Genomic DNA, 22249 nt, shown 5'->3' on the forward strand with positions numbered 1-22249 from the left:
ACTTAATAAGTCGTTACGACCTATTAGTTGGGAGGCAGAGAATGTACGAACTATTGATACTAGGCACGCTAATGTCACAGGATATGTCGGGATACAAGCTCGGGCAGGTTCTGGAAAGTGTATTGGTTCCGCGTCGCAAGATTTCTAACGGCGTGATGTATCCAATCTTAAATAAGTTGGCGGAGGCCGGGGATATTATCTTTGTACCGGCGAAGGCGGACTCGCGGGGGAAGCGATTGGCACAGATTACCACACAGGGACGGCAGCATCTCCATGAAATGCTGGTGTCACCTGTTGCGATTGATGCCAAGCGCGAATCTCTCTATCGTTTTAAATTTAAAGGCATGGCTGGTGAGCCTTTGGCCGTCCAGCTACAGATTCTTAATGAATACAAAGCAGCCATTTTAACAGACTTAGAAGTTTATCAGCGCGTCTACCTGCATCTGAAAGAGAAGTTAGAGCACGCGTCACCAGATCGGGTTAGTGGTCTGGCGTGGGGCATTCGCACCCTTGAATTGCAAATTGCGGAGAGCGAAACCAAGGTCAAATGGACGAATCAACAGTTGTCGAGTTTAGGAACTGCCGAAGCGAATGGAGGAAATCAGCACAATGAGTAAGTCAACACGAAGTTGGATTGGGTTAGTTGCCCTCTCCCTAGGGGTCTTCATGGCCTTACTAGATGTCACGATTGTTAACGTGGCTTTGCCAACCATGGTCCGTGATTTCAATGAATCATTTAACAATGTGCAGTGGGTCCTAAATGCCTACTCATTGGTTCTGGGGGTTACCCTGCTAATCGTGTCTAAGATCGGTGATATGTATGGGCTAAAGCGAGTCTTTGTGATTTCCTTGGCGATCTTTGTCCTGGCCTCGGCAATCAATGGGATGGCGCCTAACCTGTTAGTCCTAGACATTGGTCGTGGTGCCCAAGCCTTAGGTGGTGCCGGGATGAACGCCTTGGCCATGGCGTTGGTCGCAGTTAGTTTCAAGGGAAGCAAACGGGGCGTGGCCCTCGGAATTCTGGGGTCCATTATTGGCTTGTCTTCCGCTTCGGGTCCGTTAGTTGGGGGTTACTTGGTGGCCCAATTTGGCTGGCGGTCAATCTTCTACGTGAACATTCCGATTGGAATTGTGGCGATTATCTTAACGATTATCTATGTTGATGAGGTGCCGGATCTGAGTCATAATCATCAGATTGATTTTGCCGGGATGGCCCTGTCCGCGGGGAGTTTATTTGCGCTTATTTATGGCTTGATTTTAAAGGAAAACCATCCGAACTGGACCTGGACGAGTCCACAAATGCTGGGCTGGTTTGGCGCGGCAATCGGGCTCTTCATCGTCTTTATCTGGGTTGAAAGTCGGCTGAAACAGCCAATGGTCAACCTGGAAATGTTTAAGAATCCACATTTTGTGGGCACGGTTATCGTAGCCCTGGCACTGGGTGCGGGGATCTATTCGTATAACACCTACCTGACGGCGCTGATGCAGAATTACATGGGCTACTCGGCCTTACAAGCTGGGGTCCGGCAATTAACGATTAGTATCTGGTCCCTAATTTTAGGCCCACTGACTGGGTATCTCGGCAATCGTTATTCTAAAAAGTGGATGATCAGTGGCAGTCTTTTCTTAGGTGGCATTGGTTTTCTCATGTTGGCCAATGTTATGACGGTCAACGTTTCCTTCGCCGAACTTTGGCCGGGGATGGTGCTCATGGGGATTACCAATGGGATGGTTAACCCACTCCTGAACAGTAGCGGTATGGAAGGTGTTCCAGTACGTGAGATGGGAATGGCTTCCGGCTTGATTAACGTTTTCCGGAAAATCGGGGTGACCTTGGGCATTGTTAGCCTCGGCTTGATTCAAAACAATGTCTATGAAAATTACTTAACAACTCACTTCGGTCAGATCAACATGCCCAAAGCAGCTGCGACGGGCATTCACCAGGCCTTGGTCAGTGCGGGACCATTCTCGGGTCACGGCATTGCCTTCAGTGCCCGGCTAGCAAAGATGCCATTTGCCCATGCCATTCAACAGACGGTTTGGCAGGCTTATGCCAACGGAACGCGTGCGGTGACGTTAACGTCGGCCATCATTGTTGTCATTGGGGGAATCTGTGCCGCTGCCTTTATGCGGAATCATAAGACCAATCCATCTGAATTGGATTAATAGAAGCGAGTTTATCAAGAATAAAAGTTTTATAGAACGTCAAAAAATCCCACAGAATTTTCTGTGGGATTTTTGTGAATGAAATTAAATTATTTGATGCCGCGAACATACCGTGAGTTACCAGTCACATATCCCCCGCTAACCTTGTAGCGCAGGGTGTCACGCTTGCTGAAGTTGTTCGCATTGGAATAAGTCCAACCCGTTACCTTGAGCACGGTGTTCTGGCGATAATGGCGGTTGCGCTTGGTCAGGTTAGCCGTGCGATACCGATTGACAGCCGTTTTGGTGACGATCTTCTTAGGCATCGTCTTCTTTCCGGCAATGACCAACTTTTTATTGGCCGTCACGTAGCGACCGTTTGTTAAGACGAAACGAGTGGTCAGGTTGTGGTGGACAATCTTCTTAACCTTGAGGACCTGCCCTTGGCGGTAGTGCGCCTTCTTCTTGGTCAGGTTCTTCTTGGCGTAGGCATTGATGCCGGAAGGGTTGGTGACGGTAATCTTGTTGGTCTTCTTCGTGTAGTAGACGGGGGCCACGACAGACTTCTTCGCTGTAATGTATCCCGTCTTTCCGGCAGTCTTACTGTGATGATTGACGTCGCGAACTTTGTAGCGCTTGGCGCCACTAGCCGATTTGGTATAGCCGGTCACAACAAACATCGGCCGGTTCTGCCGTGATTTCTTAGCGTAGACGGTGATTCGGTTCTTCTTGGTAAAGCTGGTCTTCTTATACAGAGCGAGCTTCTTGAGACCATAAACGGCACTGCCTTCTGGCGCCACCGTAGCGCCGGAACCACCTGTCTGAATTTCGGGATCATAGACATAGGTGACTGTTTGAGCCTGGCTGGTAAAGGTGCCCTTGGCGTTGGCCGGGGACTTGGAAAGCTTGTAGTTCTTAATCGTGAGGGCATTGGTAGCATAGGCACTTCCCAGGCTTCCCGTCAGCGTCTTGTCTGGGGCAACTTGCTTGCCCTTGGCATCAACGTAGTGGACGGTGACCGGTTGACTCGTTGCGGGATTAGGATCTGGATCCGGATCGGGTGTGACGACATCTACGAACCAGGAACTAAGCGCTTGAAATTCACTGAGAACGAGTCCATCGAGTTCATACGTTCCGTCAGCTTGAAGGTGCAGGTAATTGGTCATCGGTGCTGTTAGCATTGCACGCATTTGCCGTACGCTATCATCGGTTTTAATGGTGGCCAGTTGTTCGTCGGATTCGGTACCCAGATGAGTTCCGAGTAACATGCCACCCATCATACTGGAGATGAGTGACTTAAAGGTGTCATCGTCTTCAGTGGCAAAGATCTGATCGTATGACTTGATGAGGCCTTCCGTGCCATCGATTTTTTCCATTTTTGGTCTAAATTCATTTTCATAGTTCGCCTGAAAATCGTCTCGTGTGAGCTGTCCCGTTTTAAAGCGGGCAGAATTTCCGATAATCCACGAAGACATATAGGTGGACGTGGTCATGCTGTCAATGAAGTCAGCCCCGCTGCCTGCCTCGCCTCCGGCTGAACGAACCAGATAGTCAATGGTCGTTTCACCGGGTAAGAGGGAGATGGGCACTATCATACTGGCAAGCGTACCTGTGAAGTTAGAAATATCTGGTATTTCTGGATACAAGTCATTAAGTCCTTGAATGAATACGGGATCATTGGCTTGTGTAGCAGTCACACTGTCTGGCCACTTGCCATACCAGTAAACTTTGTGGATACCAGTCTTGTCACTCACCAGGGTATAGGGCAGGCCGATTGATTGGACATTGTAGGTCTGCTCGGTCGTTTTCGCAGTGGTGACAGAACTATTGTTGGTTGTGGACGAGTCGGCAAAAGCAATACTTGGGCTAACCACACCGCCTAGTAACAGCAGGGTCAGTCCGGAGATGGTGATCTTATGGATTAGTCGATTCATTTCATACACCCCTTATACGTTTAGCGCCGTTATTATGATTGTAGTATATCATATAAACAAACTAATTAGGAGGGGAGAATGTTGGTATAACGGTAAACTTAACTCTTAAAATTGTTGAGTCAGTCAGGTGAATTAACCAAGCCGATGAATCACACGGATTTAAAGATGTGACCCCACTGAGTCTAGGCATAGGGGCCTATTTCGGGACGCTCAGGCGGTGAATAAAGGTGACGATGGCCGTGGTCGAGGTCTGCTGGGAGTCGTGTCCCCAGAGACTGATGAGGGTGCCACGGGTCGTCACACTGGGTTCAAGTGTCCGGTTGTGGTTGGCGTTGGTCCGATCGATTTCGTTAAACATGTCCGGGGTGTAATCGTCGCGAAGGTAATTCAAGAAGTAAGTATCGTAAGCAGCATTGCCAATGTATTGCAGCTGATAGTAGGTGGCATAGCTGTTGCAGTTAATAATTTGGCGGTTGCGGTTAACCAGATTGGGAACCGACACGCGTTTGGCACGCCGGTTGACGAGTTCGGCTCGTTCGGCGTGGTTGCCAGACTGGGACCAGTAGGTAACCACGATGTTGGCATCTAATTTCGGCAGTTGTTTCTTTAGAATGGAATCATTCCACACGACGGTGGTAAAGCCGCGCTTGTTCTGATCGCGGTTAAGTTGATTGACGAACTTGGTTAGGTAGCGGTAGTCGCCATCCGTTCCTGGAACCTCATCGGCACCGATAATGAGATCACGATATGGTTGGTTTTTAAAGCTACCATCCAGTTCGCGATAGATCTTTTTGGCGACGGTGACCGCCTTAGGACTGGTGTAGTCAAGCGTTTCTTTGTCAAGTTTGACGGCACGGTAGGTCTTGCCGTGTTTACGTTTGAGTTGTTTGAGAATCGCGCCCGCATGCGAGGGCAGATCGACGTCCGGAACCAGTTGAAGTTGGCGTTGGTTGGCAAAGGTAACCAGCCGTTTGAGGGCCTTGGGTGACAAGACCGTCTTCGAGGCCCGATTTCCCAAATAGGTTGACTGAAAGCTGAGATGTTCGTTGTCGCTGAGGTGCAGGACCACGTAGGTGAAATGCTGATCGGCCGCGGCCGAGATGACGCGCTTAAGGGAACTTTCGGAGAGGGGATGGCGGCCGAGATCGATGAGGAGTCCCTGCTTAGTATCCAGCTGAGAACGTCGCGCCGCCTGAGCGGTAGTTGCGATTGGTGAAATGAGAGCCAAACAGAAACTGATTAGAATAAGCATAATGAATGAACGACGCTTCAATGGCGTTCCTCCTCTGGTGAGTCACTGATAATACAGTCGCCCCTAGCATACTGTTTATGACTTGGCAGGGTCAATGAAAGAATGGTTTCCGAGTCAGATTTGGTCGAGAATCCGTGAAAATATGTTGGGGTGGGATGATTGTGAGGATAGAGAGTCATTTTTGCTAAATTCGAGACATCGTTAGTTGATTTTTCTGGGAATGGTGATGAAATTTCGTAATTACTGACATGATATGTCAGTCTGCTTTGCTAGAATGAGGTTATCAACTGATTTCACTAGCACTCCTGACTAGTGAAATCTAAAAAACTGAAGGGGCGATGTCGATGCTGAAAAAGAATATTGATTTGAACCAATACCTAGCCGACCAACAGATTTACGCGAACCTCTTAATCTATGATTACAGTCAAGCTGATGCGGTAGTGCCAGAGAATCGGGTGACCCTGTTGTCTCCGGAGCGGCGACGGCTAACCCAACGCGGCGGGCGTTACCAACTTTACAATAATTCTGGTGACTTCTACGTCAATGGTCTGACGTTAGCCGATCTCAATCGTCGATTGCCAGAGATGATGGCTAGTGACCAGCCACAAGTCTTATCGACTGAAGAACCGCACTTAGATATTGTGGCTGATTTGATTCGTCAGGTCGCGGCGATGGGGTTGGTGGTGACCGGCAGTCGCTATGTTTGTGAACGAACTTGGACAGCGACTGACGATCGTCGATTGATGGCAACCTTGCTGTCACATCGGGGCTGTACAGTCCAAGCTGGCGAAACGCCAGGTTCAACCATCATGGTGGACGAGGATCAGCAGCCTGTCATGCGAGAAGAACATGATGGACACGACGCAGAACTGGTCGACGATGTTCGATTCACTGTGCAGGACCGGGCGGGTCATCCGCTGATTCGTTTGATTCCCTTGGACTTATTGGGCACCGTTCTTTACGGCTTACGTTGCGGTTTTTCAGCACACCAATTGCAGGAGTGGCTTCTGTGGCCGAGACTGGATCAATCTTTGATTGGTTCGGCGCGATTAGCCTTAGTTGAGAGTCGCCAGACGCCAGCAAAGCCAATAACCTCACTCGCTGATTTACGGAAATTGAATACCGTCTCCGTGCCCACTGACCGGCCAATTACCGCGCGTTGGTTTCAATTTACGAATGCCGCCGACACGCGTGACTTGGGTGGCGCGATGGCTCCCGAAGAGGCGAGTGACGTGTTGGAAGCCGCGTTCCATGGTGACCCGCGTCCCAGTGATCGCGAATTCTCCGATTGGTTGGTCCGCCTTGCTGCGTGCTTTAACTTGCAGATTCAGCGGCGGCAACGGCGGCGATTAGCCGTTTGTGATGTCGACCAATTTAAGGTTGAAAATGGTGAAATCGAAGATCTGGAGGCGACTAGCCGGGCCAACACGGGTGGTTTTCCGGAAACGGTCTATGAAATCTTCGATCGTGAAGCTGGACTTTCGGTGTGCTACGACCTGTCATTTCGGGAACTGGTGCCAACCTTGTTGGCGTTGGTCGCGCAACATAAAATAATCCTTTCAAGGAAGGATAGTTAGACTGAACCGATTAAGTCTGGGGGGCCGATTGTGGCTTCCCAGACTTTAAGATTAAATTGTTGCAACCAAAAGTGTCAAACTGACATGATATGTCCATTTGACTGGGTATAATTGAGTGTATCAGGTGATTTCATGTGAGTATTAGTGAGCTGATGACTAAGGAGCGATGATTCTATTGAAAAAAGCAATGGATTATAACCAATATCTAGTTGAACACCAAATGGCCGCCACAATGTTAATTTACCGTTATAGTGAAGCCGATATCGTATCTCCAGGAAGCGACGTGACCGTCCTGTCGCCAGAACGTCGGCGATTGACCTTGAACGATGCGCGGTATCAGCTCTATAACGATACGGGTGTTTATGCCAATGGGGTGACGCTGGACGATCTTAAGTCGACATTGGCGACCTTAAGAGCCAGTGATCACGACCAAGGCTTGTCAGCGAACGTACAGGAATCCAGTACCATCATTAGCTTGATTCAGGACCTCGCGAAAATGGGGTTGACGGTGATGGGTAGCCGCTATGTCTGTGATCGCGCATGGGATGTTGATGATGATCGGCGGCTGGTGGCGGCGTTATTGCATCCGCAGTTGCGTAACGATCAACCGCAAAATGAAGCTCAAGAGGCTTCAATGTTGAATTACGATTGGGAACGGACTGTGCGACGGGATCGTCAGCCCAATGGGGTCAATAAGGTCGATGAAGTCCGCTTCACCATTCAGGATCAAACCGGGAAAACATTGCTACGACTCGTCCCACGGGAACGCTTAGGAACAGTCCTTTATGCGCTACGGTGTGGGGCTAGCCCGCAACAGATCCGCGAGTGGCTTCTGTGGCCGCGGCTAGAACAACTTTCTCTGGATTATGCGCAGCTATCCCTGCTGACCTGCTGGCAAAGCGAGTCGCGAAGGATTGTGACGCTGAAAGACTTGCTCACCCTGGACGACTTGGCGGTGTCCGACCAAGATTTAGGCGATTCGTGTTGGTATCAGTTCACGGATCAAAGTGAGAAACGCCGCTTTGGTGGGGCGATTCCCTTTACCGAAGCTGGCGACGCACTGTCTAAAATTTTTCACGGCCGTCAGTACGCCGGTGACCGCGAGTTTTCCGATGGGTTGGCGCAACTTGCTCAGCATGTCAATCTGCAAATTCAGCGGCGGCAGCGGCGATTGTTCGACATTGCTGATATTGACAGATTCCAAGAGTCTGAGGGTGAAATCGTTGATATGTCGGCTACGGGCCGAGATGGTCATGAGGGCCTGCCGGAAACGGTCTACGAAATTATCGATCTGGGCTCAGGTCGAACCCTACGCTATGATCTCTCAATTAATGACTTAGTGATGGCGGTACTCGCGTTTGCCAGCTAGTCTAGCTTCTCTAACGAAGAAACGGTAAACGTAAGAAAGTAAGGGTTATCAAAACATGGATTTAACTCAATCTGAGTGATTGCGATGATGATAACCAGCTTGAAGTTATCGAAATGGAGGTAGTCAAATGGCAAGCAATGCAAATAAAAAAGGCAATGAACAGAAACGCGTCGCTGAGATGTTAATCACCCTGTGGCAGGGTGGTCGGATCGTGGTCAAGGACCTGGAGGAAAAGTATGGGGTCGATGAGCGAACAGTTCGGCGCGACATCAAGGCGATTAAAGCCGCTGTGTTGGAACAGCGTGATTGGAGTTGGAACCATGATCTGGTTCAACGAGGGACGAGTAAGGTCTATGCCTACTACCTGACGACTCAAGATGAGTTGACCTATGCTGAAGTCTTGGCCTTATTGAAAATGGTGATTGGCGTACGAGCACTGAGCAAGCCCGAAATGTTAACGCTTCGCGAACATCTTTTGGGTTTGTTGTCGCCCAGCCATCGTGAGAATGCCCGTCGGTTAACAACCGTGACCACGGGGACGTATCGGCCCGTGGGCTATAATGCCAAGGTTTGGCCGGCCGAAGAGACGCAACCACATATCGGGGCCAGCACGATGGAAAAATTGCCGCTGTTGGATGATATTGCCACCTATATCCAGGCTGACAAGTGGATTAGATTCAAGTATCAAAACAGCACGGGGGCCGTTAGCACCATCGTGGGAAAGCCAACCAGTGTTACTTTTTCGGCGCATTACTTTTACGTGTGGATCTACACGCAACAACAAGGTAGCGAGCAAGTCTATCGGTTGGACCGTATGCAACCAGACAGCCTACGCGCGGCGCACCGGGCGGAACAGCCCATGAATACCAATGAGGGTGAACGCGTGAATCAGACGTATCTCTTGGGTAATGAATTGACCTCGGAGCCGTATGAAATCCAGTACTGGGGCTGGCCACAGACCGCCCTGGATAGTTTGCCAGGTGTGAAACAGGTCCGCCGAGCCACGGCGGATGAGGAACGCCATCATCCAACCGGAACCGAGATTCTAAAGACCAATCCAACGAGTGTCATTATTTCTGGAACTGGTCAGATGCAAGGCTTGGTGCTCTGGATTATGGGTCAGGGGGCATTGGTGCGTGTGCTGAAAAGTCCAAAATTACGGGCAGCCGTTTTGACGGAAATTGATCGGATACGGGCACTGTATTAGTCACAAGTCGTGTTAAAAAATCAAAGCGTTCCAATAAAAATAAGAGTCGAAACCAGTTTATGGTTTCGACTCTTATTTGTCAGACCAGTAAGTATTTAGTCGACGGCTTCTTCAGTGATGTCGAGGACTTGTTGACGAACTGTAGCGGCTTGCCAACGCGTGTTGACTGGAGAGTAGTGGTACATCGTCTTAACTGGGCGGCTAGCAAATTTAGTCAGGGCAGTGTTGACGGTACTTCCTAAGGCAATCAGCGTGGCGTCCTTTGAGATACCCAGGGCATCAAGGTGCTTTTCGAAGTCACGGACATCGGCTTCAACTGGCTTGGCTTCTTGACTGTTACTGTTGATGGTCTTGGAGACATCACTCATGAAGGTTCCCCAAAGCTTTGTACCATAAATGGCAGCAGCGAGGCGGTAATCACAACTTCTGGCAGGGCCATGGAAGTTGTTGAAGAGGCCTTGTTCGCTAGCCTTAGCAGCGGCGTTGCCGGGATTTTGACCGACCAGGACGTATTCAACTTTGCTGAGGCGGTCAGTGAGATCGCTAGGAAGTTGGTCTTTAGGGGATGTCCCGTGGGCACCATAGGCGGCCTTGAAGAGTTGTTCACGTTCAGCGTCGGTGGCGTTAGCGGGTAAATCAGCGGGAACATTCCAGAGCGCCCAGCTGTCAACGGTTGAAAAATCAGAAGTTTTAATCATTATTTATCACCTTTCTTTAGGTCAATGTGACGTAACAGTTTTTCAATCAGGTTACGAAGCAAGATGTCGTAGGCCACGGTCTGACCGGTGGTCTGGTCAATCAAGTCGAAACTTAATTCAGGAATATGGGGACCGTCTTCTCGCCAGAGGGCGATATCAACATCGGTGAGACGGCCGTCTACGATCGTGAAGTCTTCGGCCGCCCCTCTGTCGACGAGTTGACGCGTCATACGGTTAATGCCGAGATTTTGGCCGCTAGCCAAGTTAATGAGGTGTTCAGCCAGCTGTCTTGCGTCGTCGGTTTGCGTCGGATCGACGGGGGTCTGGCTAGTTAATTCAGCAATGACGCTGAGACAGTCGGTAAGACCAAGATCAGGGCATAGGGCGTAATAGGGTTCGGCAGAAGGACTGAAGGACTGACGGATACGGCCGTCTCCAGGAATTTGCGATTTCGCCATGCGGGCACAGTCGGCACGACTGGTGATGGGGTAGTCAGCGGAGATGCGGTAGGCAGTGACTCTGATGTCAAGGTCACTGTCTGCGGGGACTAACTTGCGACTCGGCCAAATGAGGAGTTGCTTGATGGTTTGGGGGTCGGCTTGGAGTAAGAGACAGCCGATGACCGCGCCAAGGAGGAGGGGATGAATGCTTTCAATAATCGGCTCACCTGATTGATCGTAAATCGTATAGCGACTCTGATTTGGTAGGTATTCGTTGTCGTTATTCAGGGCTGGAATATTAGCGGTGTCGATCGGACGCGTTGGCAAGTCGAGCGTGGCCAGATAGTCAGTAGGATTAGCGACAAATTCGTCGAGATCAGAGATAAAACGCGATTCGAGTTCTTGGATATGGTGACCAGTCACGGTGAAACCTAAATCGTTCAGATTGGCGATGAGTGTTTCAAGATTGGTGACCGCCGTCGGGCCAAATGGCAAATCGGGTAAGTCATCGGTCGGTGTCGAGAGGACGCGCTCAAGTTCACGCAATTTTAGATAGGACGTGTAGGTGGTGGTGTTTTCGCCACCCACTTGATAACGCTTGACGCGGTGAGGCAACTCATCAGATGTGATCGAAAAAAGCGAGGTTGCATTTGAAGCAGTGATGCGTTCGGAATCGCTCTGTGCGTAAACTTTGCACAAAACGTTTAGGTCAACATAGGAAAGATTTCTGGTGATTTTGGTCTGAGATATGGTCATTGAAACACCTCCTTGTTAGATTAACGCGGAAACAATATGACTTAAGTTGATAAAATAAGTATAGTGGATAGGTATGTCATAATGTGTCAGTCTGATAGTGGTTGCAAAAATTAATTGCACGAAATTGCTATTTATTGAGTTGCCTATTGGGGGAACTAGCAGGAAAATAGAAATTGAAAACAAATTTTAAAGTCGCTAATGGATGGGTATCAGTGGGAGTAGAGGCATAATGAAAAAGATCGAGAAGAAAAAGTACGATGTTCAAAACAGTGCCATCAGTACTATCTTGGGGTGGATCGAGAACGATGAAATCGGCCTACCAGAGCTACAACGGCCGTTTGTCTGGAATACGGTTAAAGTGCGTGATCTGATTGATTCGCTGTATCACGGGTATCCAATTGGGTACATTATTACATGGGATAATCCTAAGGTTCGCCTGAAAGATGGGAGTATCGGCCGAGGGAAAAAGATTATCATCGATGGTCAGCAACGAATTACTGCCTTACGGGCAGCCCTAATGGGGGACTCAGTTGTGACCAAAAAGTTTGAAAAGAAGCGGATTAAAATTGCGTTCAAGCCGGAAACTGGAGAGTTCCAGACGCTGACCAGTCCGATTGAAAAGGATAAACGGTGGATTTCTGACATTTCAGTACTGTTTGGTGAAGTAAATCTCTTCGAATTTGTCTCACAATTCGCAAAAGACAATGACTATGATGCAATGAAAATTTCGCAGCCAATTCAACGTTTAAGGGACCTAGCCAATAATGATGTTGGTAATATTATGTTGTCATCTGATTTGGATATCAGCGCCGTTACGGAAATCTTCAATCGTATTAATTCTAAAGGAACTGAGCTCAGTTCCGCTGACTTTATTATGTCAAAGCTAGCTGCTGATACGGAACATGGTGGTAATGACCTACGTAAAACCGTTGAGTATTTTGCCACGTTGTTAGAGGATCCCACGATTCTACAGAACCTGATGGTGAACGACACAGAATTCAGTACAACAGATTACTATGCCAAAATTAAGTGGGCGGCTAAGGAACGAACCAATCTCTATAATCCAAGATTTGGAGACATTTTCCATGCTATCTTAGGATTTGAGTTTGGGCGAGGTCGACATGCAGATCTGATTAGCTTAATCTCTGGTCGTGACTTCAACAAGAAGACATACACGGAGGAAGCTATGCAGGCGGCATATGCTAAGTTGTCAGAAGGTGTTCTGGCCGTCGTTAATCAGTCCAATTTTGAACGTTACTTAATGATTTTGAAGAGTCTGGGCATGTTAACACGCGATACCCTAGTGCTAAATGGACTAGGGGTCCTGAATTTCGGGTACTCATTGTATCTCTTACTGAAACGACAGGATCAATCATCAATGACCAACTCGCAAATTGAGATGATTGTTAAAAAATGGATTATTATGTCGGCTTTGACCCATCGTTATGGGGGATCAAGTGAATCGCAAAGCTGGCAAGATATTACGCGATTCATTAAAGAAGATCCACTAACGGTATTGAAAGATGTTTTACGACAAAATCTTTCCGAGGACTTCTGGACAGTAACGTTGCCGCAACAACTCATGACCTCCTCAACCCAATCGAACGCTTGGCGGGTCTTTGAAATGACTCAGGTTAAGAATGGGGATCTAGCTTGGTTGGAGAAAGACCACACTGTGGAAAGTGTTTTGAATCAGCAAGGCAACGTCCATCATATCTTTCCACGGGCTTATCTCAAGCGTGAAGGCTTGACCCAGAAACAGTATAATCAGGTGGCAAATTATACGCAGATTACCCAACCACGGAACCTACAGATCAGTGACCAGATTCCCCGTGATTATTTAGCAGATTCCCAAATTACTGAGTTTGCGACTTCGGATAATTTTAGAGAAAATGCGATTCCAGAAGAAGTTTGCCAATTTGATGCGTCGAATTATGATAAGTTTTTACAAATGAGACGGCAGCTAATGGCACAAAAGATTCGTCACTATTTTGAAAGTTTATAATCAGCGTAGAGCATATCGGCTATTGAGCCAGTATGCTCTATTTTATTGGACATGTCTGTAAATGCTGTCATAAGTGAAGCAATAGGGAATTGTAGCGATTATCAGAATTAATGCGAAAAATTAGTGGAAAATTTCGTTTGTATGAGTAGAGGGATCTTGGAAAAAGAGATTTCACAAGAATCCTTTTACCCGATTCGATCGGAAAAGCAGTATATTTCGTTGAATCTATCGCGCCCGAGTCTTTAATCTTATATAATTAGTGAAGGTTTCACGTTAATTGCGGATTGTTCGGATTGGGTTTCAGATAGATGAGTTAGAGTCAGACAAGAGGGCCGTTAATCGGATGGCTTTCTTTAAATGATTATGATGGGAGGACTAGTTGATGAAACAATATAGCGCGGCTATGGTGGCACATTCTTTTTGGTTTAATGAATTTTCGCAATATCTGAATCTACGCGATCAAGGGAATACGGATGCGGATATTCGGTATTTAGCTTTAGAAGAAAACTACTTTCAGCAGCAAACAACTTCACGCTCGTTAAGAATGGTTCAGACACTGAAGCGGCGAGTAACTGTTCTTGATGAAGATTACTTTGATCTGTTTCCATCACTAGATCTGACTAATCAGAAGCTGATAAATTTGTCGGCTATCCTGCAACTGGATTCATTATTTGATGATTTTTTGTACGAGGTCTACCGAAATGAATTAATTTTGGGGGATGCGAAGCTCTATGGTTATGAGATCGAGGCATTCTTTAACCAGAAGCAGGTTGAAAGTCCCAAGGTGGCTTCCTGGACTGAGCAGACTATCAAGCGATTAGCCGGGACATTTAAGACGTTTTTACGTGAGGCAGGATTACTTGAGGAACAAGATGATTATGATCAAGTGAAGCGACCACTATTGGATACGCGGTTAGAGATTTTATTACATACAAAAGGGCAGACCCGCCAGTTAGCGGCATTTTTGGGGAGATAGCATGACAAAAACAGCAGAAAAGCTCAAACATTTACGAGAAAAGGTTGCAGATCCAGCCTTTCAGCAGAGTCGCGGTTTGTCGAATGAAGTGTCGTATTATATTTTAGCTTTTGACCCACAGGATCAGCCGTTGGTCACTGAAGAGGTTAGCAACATGTGCCAACAATTGAACCGTGAAACGGTCGGTATGGATATTGTTGAATTTAATCTTTACCAGATCATGTGGGAATTATTGGATAGTATGGGAATTAAAGAAGATGTTCTAGAGATGGAAGCCAGTGACGGTATCGACTACCTGACGGAGCAACTGAACAATGCCTTGGAAATGACAAGCACCGAGAACCTGCTGGTTCAGTACATGCAAGAGCATTTACCTGAAGAACCAGTCATCGTCTTTGTCACGGGAATTGGGGATATTTTTCCGCTAATTCGGGCTCATAAAGTTTTGAATACCATGCATCAAGTTGTAACCGGTATTCCGGTTGTCTTCTTTTATCCGGGAACCTATGACAGTCTAAGTCTCAGTATGTTTGGCGAATCCAAAGAGGATAACTACTACCGAGCATTTCAAATCAATTAGGGGAGAACCGCTATGAAGATTAAAGACATTTTTGAAAAATCGATTGATCGGAATATCAAGGGCGTTATTACTATTGGTGATGAACAAGATGCCAATGTAAAACAGGAGCTTGAAGAATATGTGGTAACCAAAGAACTGGACGGCCATTTTAAGGATTTCTTCTCGGCATACGCTGAAGGTATCCAGCATGATACGACGAACATGGGGGTCTGGATTTCTGGATTCTTTGGGTCTGGGAAGTCTCACTTCTTAAAAATTTTGGCTTACCTTTTGGAAAATCGAGAGGTAGCTGGGAAGTCGGCTCTAGACTATTTTATTGATGACGCCAAGGTCCACGATCAAGAAACGTTGGCAAACATGAAGTTAGCTGCGTCCATTCCCAATGAAGTCATGCTATTTAACATTGATTCCAAGGCCAAAAATGGGAATAAATCCCAAAAAGACGCTATCTTAAACGTCTTTCTACAGGTCTTCAACGAGCAGTTAGGCTTGTTCGGAGCTGACTTTTGGATTGCTGACTTGGAACGTGACCTGATTGCTCAGGGAAAGTACACAGAATTCCAAGAAAAATTCAAGGAATTAGATCGGCAAAATCGTGACTGGCTGGATGCACGGAACGCTTATGCCTTTTTGAAAGGGACTATCCGAGACGCATTAGTTGCGATTGGATTCATGTCGGAAGCAGATGCCAATGGGTTCGTTGATCAACTCAAGAAGGAATACCCCATTAGTGTGGAGAGCTTTGCCAAATTGGTCAACCAGCATATCGAGAGCCAAGGTGAAAATTACCACATGGCGTTCTTGGTGGATGAAGTTGGGCAATATATCGGGTCTAGTCAACAGCGGATGTTGAACCTCCAAAGTATTGTTGAGGATTTGGGAACCTATACACATGGTAAAGCCTGGGTAATTGTGACCAGTCAACAAGCCATCGACAAGGTGACTAAGAATATCAATGGACAAGACTTTTCTAAGATTCAAGGGCGGTTCAATACTCGGATTGCCATGTCTTCTGCCAACGTGGATGAAGTTATTCAGAAGCGGTTACTGGCGAAAACGGCATCTAGTGAGAAGCTGTTGGAGGCTACCTTTGATGAGAATCAACATGTCATCAATAATCTGATTAGCTTTGACGGTAAGGAAGAACGGAAACGGTATGACGATGCTAAAATGTTTGCCGATCTTTATCCGTTTGTGCCCTATCAAGTGGTTCTCTTACAAGATACATTGACGGCCATTCGCGAGAACGGTTCTGATGGCAAGCATTTAGCCAATGGGGAACGTTCAATGTTGGCGGTCTTCCAGGAATCTGCGCGACGGTTAGAGAATGAAGATACGCGGGCATTGGTACCATTTAGCATCTTCTTCCAGGGGCTCAGCCACTTCCTGGATCACACGCACATGATTGTGATTCAGCGGGCACAGAACAATGAATTGATTAATCCTAGTGGTGAGGACAATCCCTTTGCCGTTCAGGTTCTAGAAACATTATTCATGATCAAATATGTTCAGGACTTCGATGGGACTTTGAATAACTTAGTGACGCTTATGATCGATTCAATCGATACTGACCGGATTGAGTTGGAGGCTAAGGTTAAGCAAGCCTTACAGGTCCTGCAAGAGCAGAACATCGTCGAGAAGACCAGCAAAGGGTATGAGTTCTTAACCGATGCTGAACAGGACATTAGCAAGCAAATTCAGCGACAGGGAGTGGACTCTGGAGAGATTTCTCAAGCAATTGGGGATTATCTCTTCAGCGCAGCTGCCATTTCACGGCGGTACACGTACCCTAAGTTGAATCAACAGTATACCTTTGTCTTTAATCAATGGATTGATAATCGACCAGTGGGTAAAACCAATCAAGACATCAATTTGAAGATCGTTACGGCAGCGAATGATGATAACCGGGATGATAGTGAGTTGCGGCGGCAGTCTAACTCACCGGAACAGCCTCAAATCATTATTGATTTACCAGGGGAATCGCAATACATCGATGATCAGCAACAGATCTTACGGATACAGAAGTTTATCCTGAATCCGCAGGAACAATCCCAAGATGCTCGTTCGCAGCGGATTGTGAACGTTAAGAAGACGGAATTGGGTGCGTTGAAGGAACGCGTAGCCAAGGAATTATTAGACGTTCTCCAACAGGCAAATATTTACGTTCAAGGCGATCGACTCGATGCTGGTAAGAAAGATTTCTTTACCAGTCTAGGGCAGGCGGAAGAACAATTAATCGATGAAATCTATCGGAACTTAAGTTATATCGATGTCGTTAAACAAGAGAATGACGTCGTGGCGTTGTTCAAAGACAGCAGTGAATTAGTTAAGACGGCTGAAAATGAGCGGGCCCTTCAGGCGGTGTTAGAACGTGTTAGTCGTGACTATTCTGGACACAGTAAGATTTCGTTTAAGTCAGTATTGGAGCGTTTCAGCAAGATTCCGTATGGTTATCGTGAAATTGATACGAGATGGCTCGTCGCCAAACTTTTCGCTGATGCTAAGCTAAAAGTTTACGTTAACGGCGAAGCTTTGAGTCTACAGGCAAGAGTGCCGGCCAATGAGATGGCGAAGTACTTCTTGAAACGACAATATTTGGATGCTGTTCAAATGGAACCGCGGCATGCCGTGAGTGAGAGCAAAAAGAAAGACCTGAGAGATGTTGCCCTAGAGCTGTTTAAGAAGCAAACCTTTAGCGACAATGAAGATGACACGCTGATGCGTGAGCTGCAAGACAGCTTGAATAATGCGCGCAAGGCTTTAGACATTTATCTGCAAAAACCGAGTTACTATCCTGGACAGGATGTGTTGGAGACCGGGCGAGACCTAATGAATCTTTTATTGGCACAAACCGACACGGACCGATTCTATGATTTAGTGAGCCAAAAACATGATGATTTACTAGATTGGCATGATGATATGGATGAGGGTGGCATCAACGAATTCTATCAGAGTAAGACGCAACAAGAGATCTGGGAATCGGGGCACACGCAACAAGTCGTCTATGATCGCTCCCAAAAGTTTGTCACTGGAACAGCGGTTAAGGACTTAATCGTTAAAATTGATGAGTTGATGAAGAAACGGCCACAAGGGAATATTAAGCCGTTGAAAGACTTGGTTGTGGAATTCCGTGAGGCATTCAGTGCTGAGTTTGATGCTGGCCTGAGTCGAGCACAACAAGACATTCAAACTGAACAGGTTGCGACAGAAAAATATTGTGCAGATGAACACCTCACAGAGGAGTTCGGTGACCAGATCCGTCGCGAGTTTGCAAGTTTGCTGAATGATGCGCAGAACGCGACGACCTTGAATGGGTTGTTTATTATTCCACAACAGGCGGGTTCTGTCCGGATGCGTTTAGTTCATGGCATGGACCGATTGCTGAAAGAACGCAATCGCAATAAAAAGGTGATTCATGTAATACCACCAGTCATTGGAAAAGAAAATGATGATGTGGAGGATGATGGTGGTTCCGATCCAGTTGAACCAGTCATCACGCAACGAAAGACAGTCAGCGCTAGAGCGTTAGGAATCAATCAGTCGTGGGACTTGAATAACTCGACGGACATTGATGTTCAGATTGAGAGCCTGAGAACTGCTCTTAAGCAGCAGCTAGAAGAAAACGGCAAAATTAATTTTGAACTGTAATTAAGTTCCCAGTCAGAGTGAAGGAAGAGATTATGGATAAAACAGCAATTAAGAAATTTGCAGTTAACGCGCGCCTCTCACTCATTGAGGGCATTAAACTTAAAGCAGCCTCGTTGGGGATCTCTGAAGCGGGTGTGGCAGATAAGCTACCGATTTCAACGTCTGAAGTTGAATACTATAAGGATGAACTGGACGGTATTACAGGTCATGACATCGTTAAGCGACAACGCTTTGTTGATGAACTAGAACGACGGGCAACGAAAAATGATTTTAAGATGGCTTTTCATGATTTGGTGGAAGAGGTTGCCTATACGTGGTTTAACCGGATTATTGCGATTCGTTTTATGGAAGTGAACGACTATCTACCGAGTCGGACACGAGTTTTATCCAGTACTGAGAATCGGAATGAGCCAGATATCATGGTTCATGCGCTGGATGTCGAAAGTGACTTGGGCGGCTTTTCCTCCACGGAACGCGATCTGATCAATAAGGCTTTAGATACTGAACAACCGACAGATATGGATGCCGAGTATCGTATGTTATTTATTAAACAGGCCAATGCTTTGAATAAGAACCTGCCCTATTTATTCGAAAATACCAATGATTATGCCGAATTATTGTTCACTCCCAACTATCACGATGGTGTTATTCAGCATTTGATTACCGATGTGAGCGAGGATGATTTTAACGTGGCCGTTGGTGGTCAGGTAGAGATTATTGGATGGCTGTATCAGTACTATAATACGGAACCGAAAGATCAGGCGTTCAAGAAGAAAAAATATCTTGAATCAGATATCCCTGCTGTGACCCAGCTCTTCACCCCTGACTGGATTGTAAAGTACATGGTAGACAATTCACTGGGACGTTATTGGATTGATGTCCTACAAGCTAAAGGTGATCAACGATCCGACAAAGAAATCGCAAATGATTTTGGTTGGCGTTACTTCATGCCCGCTGCCAAACAGACAGAACAAGTTTCGATTCAGTCTGATTCAGCCGGCCTGTCAACTGAAAACATTGAGAAGGTTACGCTGATCGATGCTGCAATGGGGTCAGGTCACATCCTGATCTATGCTTTCGAAGTCTTCATGCAAATCTATGAACGTGAGGGCTATTCACGTAGAGATTCTGCCAAGCTCATCATTCAGAATAACCTGTACGGTCTGGACATCGATACCCGAGCTTTTCAACTAGCCTACTTTTCCTTGATGATGAAGGCACGCGCAACCAATCGGCGATTCCTAACGCTTGGTATCCGTCCCAATGTGTTCGATATTCCTGAATCAGAGGATTTAACCAGCACAGATTTTCAGGAATTACTGACGAACGAGGACGAAGAAAGGACTTTGAATGATGTCTTGGATAAGTTCCGCTTCGGTAATGAGTATGGCTCACTAATTCAATTCAAAGAACCAGTGAACTGGGCGACAATTGAGCCTATAGCAAATGCAACAGTCCCTGCAGGCCAGTTGAGTTTAAATTCTGTTATGTTACTTGAAAATCAGGAAAAATTGCATGAGATCATTGCAGTTGGCAAAATATTGGATCGGAAATTTACGATTGGGGCCATGAACCCGCCTTATATGGGATCTGGAAAAATGGACTCTGTATTGGGAAAGTACGTTAAAAAACAGTTTCCTAATAGTAAAGCAGATTTATTTGCTGTCTTTATGGAGCGACTGCGATCCTTGACTATTAGTAGCGGTTACTACGCGATGATTACTCAACATGCTTGGATGTTTCTTTCTAGTTTTGAAAAATTACGACAGACGTTAAAAGAAGACACTCTAATCAACATGGCCCATCTGGGTACACGGGCTTTTGAAGAAATTGGTGGCGAAGTCGTTCAATCAACGACTTTTGTTTTCAAACACCAGACAATACTAAATTATATTGGAACGTATGAACGGTTGGTCAATTTTGATTCTCAGCAGAAGAAAGAATCGGCTTACTTGAATGCGGTTCAAAATGACCAAGTAGATTACCTTTATCGAACTAACCAAGCGAACTTTGCGAAGATTCCGGGAATGCCGATTGCTTATTGGGCTAGTGAAAATTTACTACATGATTTTGAAATCGGTACAAGAATGGATTCAATTGTTACGCCACGTCAAGGACTGGCCACTGCAAGCAACAACCGGTTTCTTCGGGAATGGTTTGAAGTTACATACAGGGAAATAAAATTTGATGCTAGGTCTATTGAAGATGCTAAGGAATCTGGGAAGAAATGGTTCCCCTACAATAAGGGCGGATCCTATCGCAAATGGTATGGCAACTACGACTATGTGGTGAACTGGGAAAACGATGGAAATGAAATTCGTCATTTCAGTGGTCCAAATGGGAAAATCCGATCGCGCCCTCAAAATACAGGTTATTACTTTCATGAAGCGATAACTTGGCCACTAATAACAAGTGGAAGATTTAGTATGCGACTTCGGTTGCAAGGAAGCATACACGACGTATCTGGTATGTCAGCATTTACCAATAAAAATAGTGATCTTAAATATGTTCTAGGAATTATGAATTCTAAAATTGGAAACTATTTAACTAAGTTGCTAAATCCAACCATCAATCTTCAAATTGGAAACTTTGATGCAATACCGGTGATTCTGTCTTCTGAAGAAAAAACTCTCTTAATAATTAATAATAATATTGAAAGATCAAAAGATGAGTGGGATATGTTCGAAGCCTCGTGGGACTTTCAAAGACATCCTCTCTTAACTCACATCGCTGACGATAAGCGAAATGCCGTTGATGGGAAGCTGGAAAATGCCTTTAATTTATGGCAGGAAGAGGCACTGGACCGCTTTGATCAATTGAAAGCCAATGAAGAAGAGCTGAATCGAATCTTCATCGATCTGTATGGCTTGAATGAAGAATTGACGCCAGAAGTGGCAGATAAGGATGTTTCAGTACGTTTAGCCGATGAAGTACGTGATATTAAATCATTCTTATCGTACTTTGTAGGTGTCGTCTTTGGCCGCTATTCTTTAGATACAGAGGGCCTAACTTTTGCTGGTGGTGAGTGGGATGAGAGCAAGTATCATTCCTTTGTGCCAAACGAAGATAATATTCTCATGTTGAATGATTCGGACTATTTTGGCGATTCACGTGATATTATGAATCGGTTGAAGGCGTTTCTTACTGCTACGTTTGGAGCAGTAACGGTCGAAGAAAACTTGAGTTATATTGCTTCAGTTATTGGGAAAAAGGCAGATTCAGATGAAGCTGCTATTCGACGGTATTTCGTAGAAGACTTCTTCAAAGATCACAAAAAGATCTATCAGAAGCGGCCTATCTATTGGGAATTCAATAGTGGTCGGCACAATGGATTTAAAGCGTTGATGTATCTCCATCGATATGATTCAGATGAATTGGCCATGGTTCGAACAAATTATCTTCATCCGTTACAAGGAAAGTATGAATTGCGAATTGACCAGTTGACCCAATTGGCTGGTAATGAAACGGTAGCTAGTCAAAAGAAACGTTATGAAAAGGCACTTAAACATCTGGAACAACAATTAACTGAAATTAGAAAATATGATCCTTTAATTCAGCATATTGCGAACCAAAAAATCAAACTTGATTTGGATGATGGTGTTGTGGTGAACTATGATAAATTACAAGCTGGTAGTGTGATTTTATCTAAATTGAAGTAAACA

At 46.1% G+C, this 22249-nt stretch carries 14 protein-coding genes; 10 read left to right on the forward strand and 4 right to left on the reverse strand.

Annotation, left to right across the window (positions count from 1 at the left end):
* Nucleotides 1-41 precede the first annotated feature (41 nt).
* The gene (locus OCU14_RS02620) at nucleotides 42-617 is read left to right on the forward strand and encodes a PadR family transcriptional regulator (RefSeq protein WP_261809674.1); all 576 of its coding nucleotides are present in this window, start codon (nucleotides 42-44) and stop codon (nucleotides 615-617) included.
* Nucleotides 610-2166, forward strand: coding sequence for an MFS transporter (locus OCU14_RS02625; protein WP_261809675.1), 1557 nt, complete (start codon nucleotides 610-612; stop codon nucleotides 2164-2166). Before OCU14_RS02620 ends, OCU14_RS02625 begins: the two co-directional genes overlap by 8 nt.
* Nucleotides 2167-2255: 89 nt before the next feature.
* Here OCU14_RS02625 and OCU14_RS02630 read toward each other — a convergent pair whose 3' ends face one another.
* Nucleotides 2256-4079 carry a DUF5776 domain-containing protein gene (locus OCU14_RS02630; protein ID WP_261809676.1) on the reverse strand — a complete coding sequence of 608 codons (1824 nt, stop codon included), beginning with the start codon at nucleotides 4077-4079 and terminating at the stop codon, nucleotides 2256-2258.
* Nucleotides 4080-4275: 196 nt separating this feature from the next.
* Nucleotides 4276-5352 (reverse strand): family 20 glycosylhydrolase, encoded by a 1077-nt coding sequence (locus OCU14_RS02635; protein WP_261809677.1) that lies wholly within the window; start codon nucleotides 5350-5352, stop codon nucleotides 4276-4278.
* 323 nt (nucleotides 5353-5675) lie between these two features.
* On the opposite strand from OCU14_RS02635, the gene OCU14_RS02640 reads away from it, so the two are divergent.
* The 3 genes from OCU14_RS02640 (at nucleotide 5676) to OCU14_RS02650 (ending at nucleotide 9484) form a co-directional block, all read left to right on the forward strand.
* Nucleotides 5676-6908 carry a hypothetical protein gene (locus tag OCU14_RS02640; protein WP_261809678.1) on the forward strand — a complete coding sequence of 411 codons (1233 nt, stop codon included), beginning with the start codon at nucleotides 5676-5678 and terminating at the stop codon, nucleotides 6906-6908.
* 175 nt (nucleotides 6909-7083) lie between these two features.
* Nucleotides 7084-8277, forward strand: coding sequence for a hypothetical protein (locus tag OCU14_RS02645; RefSeq protein ID WP_261809679.1), 1194 nt, complete (start codon nucleotides 7084-7086; stop codon nucleotides 8275-8277).
* A 127-nt stretch (nucleotides 8278-8404) separates the two neighbouring features.
* Entirely contained in the window at nucleotides 8405-9484 is a 1080-nt protein-coding gene (locus OCU14_RS02650; protein ID WP_261809680.1) for a helix-turn-helix transcriptional regulator, read from the forward strand.
* A 95-nt stretch (nucleotides 9485-9579) separates the two neighbouring features.
* Here the strand turns inward: OCU14_RS02650 and OCU14_RS02655 are convergent, their stop codons facing one another.
* Together OCU14_RS02655 and OCU14_RS02660 are read right to left on the reverse strand one after the other, a co-directional pair.
* Nucleotides 9580-10182 carry a hypothetical protein gene (locus tag OCU14_RS02655; protein ID WP_057879348.1) on the reverse strand — a complete coding sequence of 201 codons (603 nt, stop codon included), beginning with the start codon at nucleotides 10180-10182 and terminating at the stop codon, nucleotides 9580-9582.
* A complete protein-coding gene (locus OCU14_RS02660) occupies nucleotides 10182-11378 on the reverse strand; it encodes a hypothetical protein (RefSeq protein WP_261809681.1) in 1197 nt (398 codons plus the stop codon). Before OCU14_RS02660 ends, OCU14_RS02655 begins: the two co-directional genes overlap by 1 nt.
* A 229-nt stretch (nucleotides 11379-11607) precedes the next feature.
* On the opposite strand from OCU14_RS02660, the gene OCU14_RS02665 reads away from it, so the two are divergent.
* From OCU14_RS02665 to pglX, 5 genes are all read left to right on the forward strand, one after another.
* Complete coding sequence (locus OCU14_RS02665; protein WP_261809682.1) at nucleotides 11608-13383, forward strand: GmrSD restriction endonuclease domain-containing protein; 1776 nt, start codon at nucleotides 11608-11610, stop codon at nucleotides 13381-13383.
* 382 nt (nucleotides 13384-13765) lie between these two features.
* On the forward strand, nucleotides 13766-14359 hold the full coding sequence (locus OCU14_RS02670; RefSeq protein WP_261809683.1) for a DUF1819 family protein: 594 nt from the start codon (nucleotides 13766-13768) through the stop codon (nucleotides 14357-14359).
* A 1-nt stretch (nucleotide 14360) separates the two neighbouring features.
* Complete coding sequence (locus OCU14_RS02675; RefSeq protein ID WP_261809684.1) at nucleotides 14361-14939, forward strand: DUF1788 domain-containing protein; 579 nt, start codon at nucleotides 14361-14363, stop codon at nucleotides 14937-14939.
* A gap of 12 nt (nucleotides 14940-14951) precedes the next feature.
* Nucleotides 14952-18587 carry a BREX system P-loop protein BrxC gene (brxC, locus tag OCU14_RS02680; protein ID WP_261809685.1) on the forward strand — a complete coding sequence of 1212 codons (3636 nt, stop codon included), beginning with the start codon at nucleotides 14952-14954 and terminating at the stop codon, nucleotides 18585-18587.
* Between the two features lie 32 nt (nucleotides 18588-18619).
* Complete coding sequence (pglX, locus tag OCU14_RS02685) at nucleotides 18620-22246, forward strand: BREX-1 system adenine-specific DNA-methyltransferase PglX (protein WP_261809686.1); 3627 nt, start codon at nucleotides 18620-18622, stop codon at nucleotides 22244-22246.
* Nucleotides 22247-22249: the final 3 nt, after the last annotated feature.

It is taken from the genome of Levilactobacillus humaensis, from assembly GCF_024345185.1.
Classification (GTDB): Bacteria; Bacillota; Bacilli; order Lactobacillales; family Lactobacillaceae; genus Levilactobacillus; species Levilactobacillus humaensis.